The organism is Streptomyces sp. NPDC007264, assembly GCF_042869095.1.
GTDB lineage: Bacteria > Actinomycetota > Actinomycetes > Streptomycetales > Streptomycetaceae > Streptomyces.
On record NZ_JBIAFD010000016.1, the window covers coordinates 25157 to 38032 of the forward strand.

Consider the following 12876-nt stretch of genomic DNA (forward strand, 5'->3'; position numbering starts at 1 on the left):
GTGCATAATCTCTTTTGTGCTAGGAGAATATCGGATCGAGGGGCGGGGCGCAGCGGAGATCGCGGCGAACATCGAGCGAGCGGTGGGGGAGGGGGCGCTGGGGCCGGGTCAAGTCCTCCCGCCGCTGCGGGAGCTGGCCGTCGCGCTGGGCGTGAATCCCAACACGGTCGGAGCCGCCTATCGCATCCTGCGTGAGCGCGGAGTCATCGAGACCGCGGGACGGCGGGGCAGCCGGGTGCGGCCGACGCCGGCCACGACGGGGCGGGACCATCTGCGGGTGGAGGTGCCCGAGGGGGTGCGCGACGTCGCGAGCGGCAACCCCGATCCGGCGCTGCTTCCACCGCTGAGGCGGGCGTTCGCGGCGGCCGCGGCGCAGGGCGAGCGGGAGCCCGTGCTCTACGGGGACGTCCCCGTGGAACCCGAGCTGGGGCGCCTCGCGCGGGCCGGTCTCGACACGGACGGGGTGCCCGGCGGGCCGCTCGCCGTGCTGTCCGGATCGCTGGACGCCGTCGAGCGCGTCCTGACGGCCCACCTGCGGGCCGGGGACACGGTCGCCGTCGAGGACCCGGGGTGGGGCAGGATCCTCGACCTGGTTCCGGCGCTCGGGCTGCGCACGGTGCCCGTCGGTGTCGACGACGAGGGGCCGCTGGCCGCCGATGTGCGCGACGCCCTGCGGGCGGGGGCGCGCGCCCTGATCGTCACGGACCGGGCGCAGAACCCGACCGGTGCGGCGGTGAGTGCCCCCCGCGCGGGTGCCCTGCGTTCCGTGCTCCGGGACCACCCGGGGACCCTGCTGGTCGAGGACGACCACGGTCACGGGATCGTCGACGTGCCCCTCCACCCGCTCGCAGGAGTCACCCGGCACTGGGCCTTCGTGCGCTCGGCCGCCAAGGCGTACGGGCCGGATCTGCGGCTGGCCGTCCTCACCGGGGACACCGTCACCGTCGACCGGGTCCTGGGGCGGCAGCGGCTGGGGCCGGGGTGGGTGAGCCGGATCCTGCAGCGCGCCCTGGTGCGGCTGTGGACCGACGGCGAGGTGGACGCGCGGGCGGTGGCGGCCGCGTACGGGTGCCGTCGGGACGCGCTGATCGGGGCGCTCGCCGAGCGTGGCGTCACGGCCCGCGGACGCAGCGGGATGAACGTGTGGGTGCCCGTGCCGGACGAGACGGGAGTGGTCGCGCGGCTGCTGCACGCGGGCTGGGCCGTCGCGCCCGGCGCGCGCTTCCGGATGAGCGCGCCGCCCGGCATCCGGATCACCGTCTCCACCCTGACCCCGCAGGAGACCGGGCCACTGGCGGACGCGGTCGCCGCCGCCCTCGGTCCCGCCCCCGCCCGCAGTTACGTCTGACTCCGCCCCGCCCGCAGCCACGTCCGATTCCGCGGCCCGCTCCTGGGCCGGGCCTGTGTCAGCGCGGCGCCCGCCAGCACGACCGCCGCGCCCACCGGGGTCGACCAGGTCAGCGACTCGCCCAGGACCGCGACGCCCGCCGCGGTGGCGATGACCGGGATGAAGTACGTGACCATCTGGCCCGTGGTCGGGCCGACCTCGGCGACCAGGCCGTACTGGACGAGCACGGCGAGCCCGGTGCCGAGGGTGCCAAGGGCCGCGACCGAGAGCAGCGGGACGAGCGGGAACCGGCTCGGCAGGGTGGTGAACAGCGGCGTGACCACGGCCAGTTGGACGGTGGCCAGCAGCAGTTGCGCACCGGTCAGCGACAGGTGCGAGTGCGGGGAGCCGGCCAGGGTGCGGCGGACGTAGATCCAGCCGACCGGGTAGCTGAGCGAGGCGAGCAGGGCCATCGCCGTGCCCGTCAGGTCCAGGCCCTCGAAACCCTGCCAGGCGCCGAGCACCGTCAGCACCCCCAGGAACCCGATGCCCAGCCCCGCGACACGACGCCGGCTCGGCCGGTCCTCGGAGAGCGCGACCAGGGACAGCGCCATGCCCCACAACGGCGAGGTGGCGTTGCAGATCCCGGCGAGCGTCGAGGGGATCGTCAGTTCCGAGTAGGCGAAGAGGGAGAACGGCAGCGCGTTGAGGAGGAACGCCGCGACGGTGAGATGCCCCCAGGTGCGGGTACCGCGTGGCAGGCCCTGCCGCTTCAAGGCCATCGCCGCGGCGAGCACCGCGGTGCCGAACACCAGACGGCCGAGGGTGACCTGGAACGGGGCGTACGCCTGTGTGCCGACCTTGATGAACAGGAAGCTGAAGCCCCAGATCAGCGAGAGGAGGCCGAAGCGGATCCGCCAGTCGAGCGCGGGCCGACGGCGAGGGGCGAGGGCGGGGGCGCTGGCGGTTCGTCGGGTGGCGGCGGTGGTCATGGCGGTAACGATCGCGCAGGTCATCTCGTAGCACAATCGAGATTTCGCATGCAGTATCTCTTAGCATTGCTTACATGTTGAACCTGGAGCGCCTGCGCACCCTCGACGCCCTCGCCCGGCACGGCTCGGTCAGCGGGGCGGCCGAGGGGCTGCACGTGACGACCTCGGCCGTCTCCCAGCAGATGGCCAAACTGGAGCGGGAGGTGGGACAGCGGCTCCTGGCCAGGAACGGGCGGGGGGTGCGGCTCACGGACGCCGGCCGGCTGCTCGCCGACCACGCGGCACGGATTCTGTCGCAGGTCGAACTCGCCCAGGCCGATCTGGAGGCCCAGCGCGGCCAAGTGGCCGGTGAGCTGCGCCTGTCGGCCTTCCCGACGGCCGCACGCGGACTGTTCCCGACCGCGTTCGCCGCGCTGCGCGCCGGTCATCCGGCGCTGCGGCTGCGCTCGTGCGAGCTCGAGCCGGAGGCCGGGGTCGCCGGCGTGGTGCGCGGCGACCTCGATCTCGCGGTCGTCCTCGACTGGTACAACAAGCCGATGCCGCTGCCCGACGGCCTGGTGAAGGCGGCGATCCTCGACGATCCCGCCGATGTGGCGATGCCCTTCGGACACCGGCTCGCGGGCGAGGCGGAGGTGGACCTCGGGGACTTCGCCGATGACGAGTGGATCACCTGGGGAGAGGGCGAGTTCTGCCACGAGTGGCTGATGTTCACGCTGCGTTCCAGGGGCATCGAGCCGCGCATCGGGCACCGCGCCTGCGAGACGCACACGCAACTGGGGCTGGTCGCGGCCGGACTGGGGGTGTGCATCGCACCGTTGCTCGGGCGCCATCCCACGCCGGAGGGTGTCGTGACCGTGCCGCTGCGGCAGCGCGTGCGACGGCATGTGTTCGTGGTGTGGCGGGCCGACGCCGACCGCCGCCCGTCGATCAGGGCGGCGGTGGAGGCGCTGCGCACGGCGGGGCGGGCCATAGCGGCGAGGTGAACCGAGCCGGAGCGGCGGCCGAGACCGAGCGGCCGGGGGAGGCGGGTGCGGCCGGGGGAGGGGGTGCCGCAGGGTGAGGGGGAGCCGCCGGGTGAGGGGAGCCGCCGGGTGAGGGGAGCCGCCGGGTGAGGGGGAGCCGCCGTGCGCGTCAGAGCGACCCGAGCTTGCGGAAGTCCCAGGAGACGATCTTCGCCGGCGTCAGCCGCAGCCACGCATGGCGGCCGTCGTGCGGCATCTCCTCCAGGCCGAAGTTCTTGCGCGCGAACAGCGTCTCGGGCACGTCGAGCTCGGCGCACAGCTCCCCGGTGCGCGGAGCCTCGCCCACGAACTCCACCGTGCCGGACAGCTCGACGCCCCGCAGCTGGTCGTACTCCTCGCCCGTGTCGATCACCACGGCGATGCGCGGATCGCGCCGCAGGTCGGCCCAACGCTTGCTGCGCACCACCGAGTACAGCCACAGTGAGGTGCCGTCCCAGGCGAACCACAGGGCGCTCACATGCGGGCTGCCGTCGGCCGACACGGTCGCCACCCGGCAGGTGCGCTGGGTGGTGAGGAATTCGTCCAGCTCGCCGGAGGTCATCATGATCTTCCGGCCCCGGCGCTGCGTGACGGTCATGGGGTACCCCTCTTCTTCTCCCACGTCGTGCCAGAGAGATCCTCTGACATCACGTCAGAAAAGAGAAGGGGTCGTCTTCCGTCCGGTGACGAGGGCCGATACTCTCCCCCGCGCCGGCCGCCGACGACAAGGGCAAGCCATGCCGTCTCCCGAACAGCTCCGCGCACTCCTCGACCCCCGGACCACGGTGCTGCTCACCGTCGAGTGCCAGCAAGGGGTCGTGGGCCCGGACAGCGCCCTGCCCGAACTCGCCGAAGAGGCCCGCGCGTCGGGGGCGCTCGCCAACGTGGCACGCCTGGTCGCGGCCGCGCACGAGGGCGGGGTGCAGGTGATCCACACCATCGCCGAGCGCCGCCCGGACGGCCGTGGCGCCAGCCGCAACGCGCGCCTCTTCCGCGCGGCCGAACGGCTGCCGGTGCAGCAGCTGTCCGGCACCGCGGCGGTCCGCGTCGCGGAACCCGTCGAGGTGACGGAGGAGGATCTCGTCGTACGGCGGTTGCACGGCCTGTCGCCGGTCGCGGGGACCGAGGTCGACGCGCTGCTGCGCAATCTGGGCTGCCGTACGCTGGTCGTCACCGGGGTCTCGGCCAACGTGGCGGTCCCCAACGCCGTGTTCGACGCCGTCAACGGCGGCTACCAGGCCGTCGTGCCCGCGGACGCCATCGCGGGAGTGCCCCCCGAGTACACGCCCGCCATGGTCCGCAACACCCTGGCCCTGGTCGCCACGATCGCGACCACCGACGAGGTCCTGGCCTGCCTCGCGCCCCGGGGCCGGCCGGCACAGGGGTGAGGAGACACCGGGTCAGGCCAGCTTGATCTCGTCCCCGGCCACGGTGATCTTCGCGGCGGGCAGCGGCTGGGTCGCCGGACCCTTCTTCACACTGCCGTCGGTCGCGGAGAAGTGGCTGCCGTGGCAGGGGCAGGTGATCACGCCGTCCGAGATGTCCTTCACCGCACACCCCTGGTGCGTGCACTTGGACGAGAACGCCTTGAACTGTCCCGCCGTCGGCTGGGTCACGACCACCCCCTGGTCGGCGAAGACCTTGCCGCCGCCCTCGGGGATGTCCGAGGTCTTCGTCAGCACCGTGCCGCCGGAGCCGGCCGCGGCGTTCTCACCTCCGCCCGTGCCGCCGTCGGTCGGGCTGGCGTTGTCCTGTGGGCCGGTCGAACTCGACGATGTGTCGTCCGAACCCCCGCACGCGGTCAGCGCGACGGCGAGCCCCGTCGCTCCGACCGCCGCCACGACCGTGCGGCGGGCCGGTGCCCGGACGGGCTGAAGCGGTTCGCTGGTCATGCTGACGTTCCCTTCCACGGATGCTTCGCAGATCTGTACGGAGGTACGGCCTGTGGGCGCCGCCCGTTCAGACGACGTCCACATTTTGACCCGCTCGCGACGCGCGTCGCCGCACGGCGCACACGGGCCGCGCCGGATGGCCCCCGAACGCCCCAGTAACCTGGGACGGTGCTCAAGGAAGTCTTCGCGACCCGCTACATCACGCCGCTGCGCGAGGGCGGTTCGCTGCCGGGGCTCGTCGAGGCCGACGACCTGGGCCTGTACGTCATGAAGTTCACCGGAGCCGGTCAAGGCCGCAAGACGCTCGTCGCCGAGGTCGTGTGCGGGGGACTCGCCCGGCGGCTGGGCCTGCGCGTGCCCGCTCTGGTGGCCATCGGCCTCGACCCGGTGCTGGGCCTCGGCGAGCCGGACCAGGAGGTGCAGGGGCTGCTCAGGGCGAGCGGCGGACTCAACCTCGGCATGGGCTTCCTCAGCGGGGCGATCGGCTTCGACCCGCTCGCGTTCCGGATCGGCCCCGAGGAGGCCGGGCGGATCCTCTGGTTCGACGCGCTCGTCGGCAACGTGGACCGCTCCTGGCGCAATCCCAATCTGCTGATGTGGCACGGCGGCCTGTGGCTCATCGACCACGGCGCCACCATGATCTGGCAGCACAACTGGCCCGGTGCCGAGGTCTCGGCCGCCCGGCCCTACGACGCCTCGGAGCACGCCCTCGCCTCCTTCGCGCCGGACGTGGCGGGCGCCGCCGCGGAGCTGGCGCCGCTCGTCACCGACGACCTGCTGGCCGAGGTGACCGCGGACATCCCCGACGAGTGGCTGGCCGGCGAGCCCGGTTTCGACACACCGGACACGCTGCGCCGGGCGTACGCGGCTGCGCTGCTGGCGCGTGCCGTCGTCATCCACGAACGCATCCAGGGCCTCGAGACCCGTCGGGGGGACCAGTGAGCACGGCCGGACAGGCGAGCGGGCGGGACGTGTTCGAGTACGCGCTGCTGCGGGTGGTGCCGCGCGTCGAACGCGGCGAGTGCTTCAACGCGGGCGTGCTCGTCTACTGCCGCGCGAAGTCGTTCGTCACGGCGCGGACCCACCTCGACGAGGGGAAGCTGCGCGCGCTGGACCCGGACGCCGACGTGGCCGGGGTACGCGCCGCGCTCCGCGCCGTCGAGGGTGTGTGCGCGGGTGGCGAGGCGGCCGGACAGGCGGCGTGCGACGACGCCGGGCGGCGCTTCCGCTGGCTGATCGCGCCGCGTTCGACGGTCGTCCGGCCCGGGCCCGTGCACACCGGACTGACCGCCGACCCGGCGGCGGAGGCGGAGCGGTTGCTGGACCTCCTGGTGAGGTAATGGATCACATGCACCGGGTGTGCCGTTGACACCGGGTGCCAGGGCTTCTAGCGTCACGTCTGCTGAAGGTACTAAGCGGTCGCTCACCTGTGGGGCGTACCGTGGGGCCGCAGACTTTCGAAGGTGTTCCAGGCTTTCCAAGGGCGAGGAGAACCAGCAATGTCCACCACTGAGCAGCGGGTCGCCGTCGTGACCGGCGGTGCGCGCGGCATCGGCGCCGCCACCGCCGTACGACTGGCCGCCGAGGGCCGTGCGGTCGCCGTGATCGACCTCGACGAGGCCGCGTGCAAGGACACCGTGGAGAAGATCACGGCCGCGGGCGGCAAGGCCGTCGCCGTCGGCTGCGACGTCTCGGACGAGGCGCAGGTCGAGGCCGCCGTCGCGCGCGTCGCCGAGGAGCTGGGCGCGCCCACGATCCTCGTCAACAACGCGGGCGTGCTCCGCGACAACCTGCTGTTCAAGATGAGCGTCTCGGACTGGGACACCGTCATGAACGTGCACCTGCGCGGCGCCTTCCTCATGTCGCGTGCCTGCCAGAAGCACATGGTCGACGCGGGCTTCGGCCGTGTCGTCAACCTCTCCTCCTCGTCCGCGCTCGGCAACCGAGGCCAGGCGAACTACTCGGCCGCCAAGGCCGGCCTGCAGGGCTTCACCAAGACGCTGGCCAAGGAGCTCGGCAAGTTCGGCATCACCGCCAACGCCGTCGCCCCCGGCTTCATCGCCACCGAGATGACCAAGGCCACCGCCGACCGCGTCGGCATGGGTTTCGAGGACTTCAAGGCCGCGGCCGCCACCCAGATCCCCGTGCAGCGCGTCGGTGAGCCGGACGACATCGCCAACGCGATCGCCTTCTTCACGGGCGACGCCGCCGGATTCGTCTCCGGCCAGGTGCTGTACGTCGCCGGCGGACCGCTCGACTAGGGCCGGGAGCGCACACATGACTGCACTGCCTGAACTCTCCGGCAAGGTCGCCCTCGTCACGGGCGCCAGCCGCGGCATCGGCTACGGGATCGCCGAGGCGTTCGTCGCGCGCGGCGACCGCGTCTGCATCACCGGCCGCAACGAGGAGGCGCTCAAGGAGGCCGCCGAGAAGCTCGGCGCCGACCGGGTCATCGGCGTCGCCGGCAAGGCGCACGACGAGGCCCACCAGGCCACCGCCGTGCAGCGCACGATGGAGGCGTTCGGCCGCGTCGACTTCCTGGTCAACAACGCCGGCACGAACCCGGTCTTCGGGCCGATCGCGGACCTCGACCTGGGTGTCGCGCGCAAGGTGTTCGAGACCAACGTGATCTCTGCGCTCGGCTTCGCGCAGCGGGCCTGGCACGCCTGGCAGAAGGACAACGGCGGCGCGATCGTCAACATCGCCTCGGTCGCGGGCCTCGCGCCCTCGCCCTTCATCGGCGCCTACGGGGTCAGCAAGGCCGCGATGATCAACCTGACCCAGCAGCTGGCGCACGAGTTCGCGCCCCGCGTGAGGGTCAACGCGATCGCGCCGGCCGTGGTGAAGACCAAGTTCGCGCAGGCCCTGTACGAGGGCCGGGAGGCGGAGGCCGCCGCGGCCTACCCGCTCGGCCGGCTCGGCGTGCCCTCCGACATCGGCGGCGCCGCCGCATTCCTGACGTCGGACCAGTCCGACTGGATCACGGGCCAGACGCTGGTCGTGGACGGCGGCATCTTCCTGAACGCCGGCGTCGCCTGACGCGTATCTCGACACGGGCGCGGATTCGGCCGGAACCCTTGACAGAATCCGCGCCCCTGTCGTCGAGGCCCGGGAGCGACGACGATGACAACGTCGTCATCACACACTGGTCACAGGCCGGGTCGGAGCACGGTGAACCGGGCCGGGCACTGCGGTATCGTCTGCCGATCCCTGGTGTGGCAGCTCGAGGAGCATGGCGTGTTCAACAGGAACAGAAGTCTGCGTCAGCTGGCGATGATCGCGTCCATATCGTTGGTGACCGGGTGTGGGATCTTCTCGTCGGGCTCGTCGGGAGGCAAAGGTCCGATCGTCGTCGGGACCACCAGCTCACCGAGCACGCTGGATCCCGCCGCGGCCTGGGACAGCTCCTGGGAGCTGTTCCGCAATGTGTACCAGACGCTGCTCAACTACCCGGACGGGGCGACCGAGCCGGGCCCCGACGCCGCACAGAGCTGCTCCTTCACGGACAACACGAACCGGACGTACCGCTGCGTCCTGCGGGACGGACTCACCTTCTCCAACGGGGACGAGCTCGACGCCCGCGCGGTGAAGTACTCGATCGACCGCATCAAGCGGATCAACGTGTCGGGCGGCCCGGCCGGACTGCTCGGCAGCCTCGAACGGGTCCAGGTGAAGGGCGACCGCGAGGTGCTCTTCCACCTCAACGAGGCGGACGCCACGTTCCCCTTCGTCCTCGCCACGCCGGCCATGTCGATCGTGGACCCGGCCGACTACCCGGCCACGGAGCTGCGCAAGGACGGCAAGATCACCGGGTCGGGCCCCTACACGCTGGATTCCTACGAGGAGGGCAAGCAGGCCCGGCTCGCCGGGAACAGCCACTACAAGGGCTACGCCAAGCGGAAGAACGACGCGGTCACCATCCGCTACTTCCAGGACTCCGCCAGCATGGTGAACGCCCTCAAGAGCGGGAAGATCGACATCACGTACCGCGGCCTCGCGGCCTCCGACATCGTCTCCCTCCAGAGCGGCGGCAACGACAAGTCCATCCAGCTCGTCGAGAACTCGGGCATCGAGATCAGCTACCTGGTCTTCAACCCGAAGGACCCCTGGGCCGGCAAGCTCGCCGTCCGCAAGGCGGTGGCCCAGATCGTGGACCGGGACGCGATCGCCCACAACGTCTACAAGGACACCGTCGAGCCGCTCTACTCCATGGTCCCCGCAGGGCTCACCGGCCACACCACGGGCTTCTTCGACCACTTCGGGGACCCCAGCACGGCCAAGGCCCGCAAGATCCTCTCCGAGGCGGGCATCAACCAGCGCGTCCCGCTGACCCTCTGGTACACCACGGACCGCTACGGCTCCGAGACCGCTCCGGAGTTCCGGGAGATCAAGCGCCAGCTCGACGGCTCGGGTCTCTTCCAGGTCACCCTCAAGAGCCGTCCCTGGAAGACGTACGTGGCCGGCTACCAGAAGGGCGAGTACCCGGTGTTCGGCCGCGGGTGGTTCCCCGACTTCCCCGACCCGGACAACTACATCGCGCCCTTCGTCGGCAACCAGAACGCGCTCGGCACGCCCTACCCGGCGCCGGAGATCACCGGGGTGCTGCTGCCCCAGTCCCGGCGCGAGAGCGACCGTGGCAACGTGGTCAAGCAGTTCCAGGAGGCCCAGCAGGTCCTCGTCGACGACGCCCGGCTGCTGCCGCTGTGGCAGGGCAAGCAGTTCCTCGCGGCGAGCGAGGAGATCTCCGGCGGCGAGCGCGCCCTGGACCCGTCGACGATCATGATGGTGTGGGAACTGTCCCGCAAGACCAGTTGGTAGTCCCGGCGGCGGGCGGGGCCCGCGGGCCCGTTGTCAGTGGTCGCCTGTAGGTTCTGAGACCTGGAAGTGACCGCACATCGGAGGAAGTTGACGTGACCGACATCGCCATGCTGCCGGAGTCCTGGCGGGGCGTTCTGGGCGACGAAGTGCAGCAGCCCTACTTCAAGGAGCTGATGGAGTTCGTCGAGGAGGAGCGCGCCAAGGGTCCCGTCTACCCTCCGCGCGAGGAGGTCTTCGCCGCGCTCGACGCCACGCCGTACGAGCAGGTGAAGGTCCTCGTCCTCGGCCAGGACCCGTACCACGGGGAGGGCCAGGGGCACGGCCTGTGCTTCTCCGTGCGGCCCGGCGTGAAGATCCCGCCCTCGCTGCGGAACATCTACAAGGAGATGAAGGAGGAGCTGGGCACCCCCGTCCCGGACAACGGCTATCTGATGCCGTGGGCCCAGCAGGGCGTGCTGCTGCTCAACGCGGTGCTGACGGTCCGCGGCGGCGAGGCGAACTCGCACAAGGGCCGCGGGTGGGAGAAGTTCACGGACGCCGTGATCCGCGCGGTCGCCGGCCGGCAGGACCCGGCGGTGTTCGTGCTGTGGGGCAACTACGCGCAGAAGAAGCTGCCGCTGATCGACGAGACGCGGCACGTCGTGGTCAAGGGCGCGCACCCCTCGCCGCTGTCCGCGAAGAAGTTCTTCGGTTCGCGCCCGTTCACGCAGATCAACGAGGCGGTGGCCCGGCAGGGGCACCAGCCGATCGACTGGACCGTTCCGAACCTCGGGTGATCCCCGGTCGGGGCCGGGCGGCGGCCCGGCCCCGACTGCGCCCGCCCGGCCGTCCCTGTCCGCCCGCCCCCGTCCGGTCCGGCGGTCGCCCGGCGTCCGTCACCGGCTTGGCCCAGTGTCCGTACGGAGCGGCCTGGGCACGATTGCCCCCGGGGGCGGTTAGCGTCGTGGAGGGTGCACCCCCGCTCGAGCGAAGCCGAGAGCGGGGGAGGGCGACGAACGTGGAGGACGCGGTGGCCGAGCGACAGGAGCAGGCGGCGCCGGACGCCGTCATGACCCGGATCGGGCAGGTCGTGATGCTGCACCACGGCGGCGACCGCGAGGAGGCCCGGGACCGCTTCCTGCGGCTGTGGGCCGAGATCGGCGAGGAGGGTGACCCGCTGCACCGCTGCACCCTGGCGCACTACATGGCGGACACCCAGGACGACCCGGCGGACGAACTGGCCTGGGACCTGAGAGCGCTGTCGGCCGCCCAGGAACTCGCCGACGAGCGCCTCGCCGGGCACGACGGGGTGCTCGCGGTCCGTGCGTTCTACCCCTCGCTGCATCTCAACCTGGCCGCCGACTACGTGAAGCTCGGCCGGTGCGAGGCCGCCCGCGTCCATCTGCACCGGGCCCGTGGGGCGGTCGGCGCCCTCGGTGACGACGGCTACGGCGACGGCGTCAGGGCGGCGATCGGACGCCTGGAGCGCAGGCTGGCGGGGGAGGGGCCGACGGACGGCGCGCCCGAGCCCGGCCCCCTGGACGGCCCCGGCGGGGGGAGGCTGGGGCCGCCGAGACGGCGGCCGTAGGGGCCGTCACGCCGCCCTGGTGGCGTGCGACGGCGACGACGGGGCGGAGCAGCCTGCGGAGCCCGGAGGTTCGGGGCGGCCCGGAGGCCGCCGGGCGGCCCCGAGGCGCCCGTACGCCCGCACCCCTCTCCGCGCCCGCGCCCCTCGCCGTACACGCGTTCGCCTCGAGTGTCGTCTCAAGGCCCGTAGACGCGTCCGCAGATGGTCGCCTCGGGGCTGTCCGGTCGCCACCGCCCGTAGCTGCGGCCGAGCGCGCACACGTCGGCGTTCCCCGGGATCGCGACGGAGGCGGTCGGCTGCCCACCGGTGTACGGCCCGGGCAGTGACCTGCTCGGGGTCGTGGACGGGCGGTGGGGGCCGGCCGTCCACGCCGCGCCGGGGTCCGGCCGTGCCGTGCTCCCGTGCCGGGCGGCGGCCGACGGCGAGGGGACGTCGGAGGGGCGGACCATCTCCAGCGCCTCGCGCGCGGGGGCCTGTACGGCGTGCGGCTGTCCGCTGCCGTCCGGGCGCGGCGCGGAGGGGCGCGAGGGCGCCGGCGGCGCGCCGGGTGCGGGCGGTCGCTGGACGGTGACGCAGCCGGAGAGGGCCGAGACGGCCACGGTGACCAGGAGCAGCGTTGCGGTCGTCGTCGTTCGATGCACCCGCGTAACTCTGCTGCGTCCGGGCCGCTTTGGGGGGCGGACAGGCGCAGGATGCCCCGCACGGGTGATGTCGGCCCCCGTACGGAGGGTGCGGGCCCGACGCGGGTGACGTCACTCCCCCGTGGCCCCGTCGATCCGCTCGCGGATCAGGTCGGCGTGGCCGTTGTGTCGGGCGTACTCCTCGATCATGTGGGTGTAGATCCAGCGCAGGCTGAACGGCTCGTCGGTGAACCTGCTCCGTCCCTCGGACAGGTCGTCCAGGCCGAAGCGGGCCGCGTGGCGGCGCGCGATCGCGATCTCGGCCTGCCAGGTGGCGTACGCCTCCTGCCAGGTGTCGGCCTCGGTGAGACGGAAGCCGGCGTCCGGGTCCTCGCCCGCGCCGTGGACCGGTCCCGGGTCGTCACCGACGAGAACCTTGCGGAACCAACTGCGCTCCACCTCGGCCATGTGCCGCACGAGACCCATCAGGGAGAGCGGGGAGGGCTCCACGGAGGCGGTCCTGAGCTGGGCGTCGGTGAGGCCCTCGCACTTCGACGCGAGCGTCTGGCGGTGGTAGTCGAGCCAGCCCTCCAGCATGGCGCGTTCGTCGGCGTCCAGGGCGGGTCTGTGGCGCTGAATGGTCATGACCGCATCCTGAC

15 protein-coding genes are annotated in these 12876 nt (G+C 72.3%); 10 read left to right on the forward strand and 5 right to left on the reverse strand.

Translation table 11 applies throughout. From position 1 onward, the window contains the following. The first annotated feature begins 16 nt into the window (after window positions 1-16). Entirely contained in the window at window positions 17-1348 is a 1332-nt protein-coding gene (locus ACFYMU_RS25045; RefSeq protein ID WP_388377196.1) for an aminotransferase class I/II-fold pyridoxal phosphate-dependent enzyme, read from the forward strand. On the opposite strand, the gene ACFYMU_RS25050 is transcribed toward ACFYMU_RS25045, so the two are convergent. Next, window positions 1339-2319 (reverse strand): DMT family transporter, encoded by a 981-nt coding sequence (locus ACFYMU_RS25050; protein ID WP_388377199.1) that lies wholly within the window; start codon window positions 2317-2319, stop codon window positions 1339-1341. The two genes, ACFYMU_RS25045 and ACFYMU_RS25050, sit on opposite strands and share 10 nt — an antisense overlap. A gap of 74 nt (window positions 2320-2393) precedes the next feature. On the opposite strand from ACFYMU_RS25050, the gene ACFYMU_RS25055 reads away from it, so the two are divergent. Beyond that, window positions 2394-3302, forward strand: a complete 909-nt coding sequence (locus ACFYMU_RS25055; protein ID WP_388377202.1) for a LysR family transcriptional regulator — start codon at window positions 2394-2396, stop codon at window positions 3300-3302. A 148-nt stretch (window positions 3303-3450) separates the two neighbouring features. Here ACFYMU_RS25055 and ACFYMU_RS25060 read toward each other — a convergent pair whose 3' ends face one another. Next, window positions 3451-3918 (reverse strand): pyridoxamine 5'-phosphate oxidase family protein, encoded by a 468-nt coding sequence (locus ACFYMU_RS25060; RefSeq protein ID WP_388377204.1) that lies wholly within the window; start codon window positions 3916-3918, stop codon window positions 3451-3453. A gap of 139 nt (window positions 3919-4057) precedes the next feature. On the opposite strand from ACFYMU_RS25060, the gene ACFYMU_RS25065 reads away from it, so the two are divergent. After that, window positions 4058-4708 (forward strand): cysteine hydrolase, encoded by a 651-nt coding sequence (locus ACFYMU_RS25065; RefSeq protein ID WP_388377207.1) that lies wholly within the window; start codon window positions 4058-4060, stop codon window positions 4706-4708. A gap of 12 nt (window positions 4709-4720) precedes the next feature. Here the strand turns inward: ACFYMU_RS25065 and ACFYMU_RS25070 are convergent, their stop codons facing one another. Beyond that, window positions 4721-5212 carry a Rieske (2Fe-2S) protein gene (locus ACFYMU_RS25070; protein ID WP_388377210.1) on the reverse strand — a complete coding sequence of 164 codons (492 nt, stop codon included), beginning with the start codon at window positions 5210-5212 and terminating at the stop codon, window positions 4721-4723. Between the two features lie 168 nt (window positions 5213-5380). On the opposite strand from ACFYMU_RS25070, the gene ACFYMU_RS25075 reads away from it, so the two are divergent. From ACFYMU_RS25075 to ACFYMU_RS25105, 7 genes are all read left to right on the forward strand, one after another. Next, on the forward strand, window positions 5381-6154 hold the full coding sequence (locus ACFYMU_RS25075) for a HipA family kinase (RefSeq protein ID WP_388377212.1): 774 nt from the start codon (window positions 5381-5383) through the stop codon (window positions 6152-6154). Further along, window positions 6151-6552, forward strand: a complete 402-nt coding sequence (locus ACFYMU_RS25080) for a DUF3037 domain-containing protein (protein ID WP_388377215.1) — start codon at window positions 6151-6153, stop codon at window positions 6550-6552. Before ACFYMU_RS25075 ends, ACFYMU_RS25080 begins: the two co-directional genes overlap by 4 nt. Window positions 6553-6711: 159 nt before the next feature. Next, a complete protein-coding gene (fabG, locus tag ACFYMU_RS25085) occupies window positions 6712-7473 on the forward strand; it encodes a 3-oxoacyl-ACP reductase FabG (RefSeq protein WP_388377218.1) in 762 nt (253 codons plus the stop codon). A gap of 16 nt (window positions 7474-7489) precedes the next feature. Then, entirely contained in the window at window positions 7490-8251 is a 762-nt protein-coding gene (locus tag ACFYMU_RS25090) for an SDR family oxidoreductase (RefSeq protein ID WP_388377221.1), read from the forward strand. A 198-nt stretch (window positions 8252-8449) separates the two neighbouring features. Beyond that, a complete protein-coding gene (locus ACFYMU_RS25095) occupies window positions 8450-10030 on the forward strand; it encodes an ABC transporter substrate-binding protein (protein WP_388377224.1) in 1581 nt (526 codons plus the stop codon). Between the two features lie 92 nt (window positions 10031-10122). Next, window positions 10123-10806, forward strand: coding sequence for a uracil-DNA glycosylase (gene ung, locus ACFYMU_RS25100; protein ID WP_388377227.1), 684 nt, complete (start codon window positions 10123-10125; stop codon window positions 10804-10806). 233 nt (window positions 10807-11039) lie between these two features. Further along, window positions 11040-11597 carry a hypothetical protein gene (locus tag ACFYMU_RS25105; RefSeq protein WP_388377230.1) on the forward strand — a complete coding sequence of 186 codons (558 nt, stop codon included), beginning with the start codon at window positions 11040-11042 and terminating at the stop codon, window positions 11595-11597. A gap of 176 nt (window positions 11598-11773) precedes the next feature. Here the strand turns inward: ACFYMU_RS25105 and ACFYMU_RS25110 are convergent, their stop codons facing one another. Then, the gene (locus tag ACFYMU_RS25110; protein ID WP_388377233.1) at window positions 11774-12238 is read right to left on the reverse strand and encodes a hypothetical protein; all 465 of its coding nucleotides are present in this window, start codon (window positions 12236-12238) and stop codon (window positions 11774-11776) included. Window positions 12239-12349: 111 nt separating this feature from the next. Next, window positions 12350-12862, reverse strand: a complete 513-nt coding sequence (locus tag ACFYMU_RS25115; RefSeq protein WP_388377236.1) for a DinB family protein — start codon at window positions 12860-12862, stop codon at window positions 12350-12352. Window positions 12863-12876 lie beyond the last annotated feature (14 nt).

Bases quoted from the DNA above. Each gene is read 5' to 3' on its own strand.
- ACFYMU_RS25050 (WP_388377199.1), bottom strand. From the start codon at position 2,319: ATGACCACCGCCGCCACCCGACGAACCGCCAGCGCCCCCGCCCTCGCC.
- ACFYMU_RS25065 (WP_388377207.1), top strand. From the start codon at position 4,058: ATGCCGTCTCCCGAACAGCTCCGCGCACTCCTCGACCCCCGGACCACG.
- ACFYMU_RS25055 (WP_388377202.1), top strand. From the start codon at position 2,394: ATGTTGAACCTGGAGCGCCTGCGCACCCTCGACGCCCTCGCCCGGCAC.
- ACFYMU_RS25060 (WP_388377204.1), bottom strand. From the start codon at position 3,918: ATGACCGTCACGCAGCGCCGGGGCCGGAAGATCATGATGACCTCCGGC.
- ACFYMU_RS25070 (WP_388377210.1), bottom strand. From the start codon at position 5,212: ATGACCAGCGAACCGCTTCAGCCCGTCCGGGCACCGGCCCGCCGCACG.
- fabG (WP_388377218.1), top strand. From the start codon at position 6,712: ATGTCCACCACTGAGCAGCGGGTCGCCGTCGTGACCGGCGGTGCGCGC.
- ACFYMU_RS25090 (WP_388377221.1), top strand. From the start codon at position 7,490: ATGACTGCACTGCCTGAACTCTCCGGCAAGGTCGCCCTCGTCACGGGC.
- ACFYMU_RS25115 (WP_388377236.1), bottom strand. From the start codon at position 12,862: ATGACCATTCAGCGCCACAGACCCGCCCTGGACGCCGACGAACGCGCC.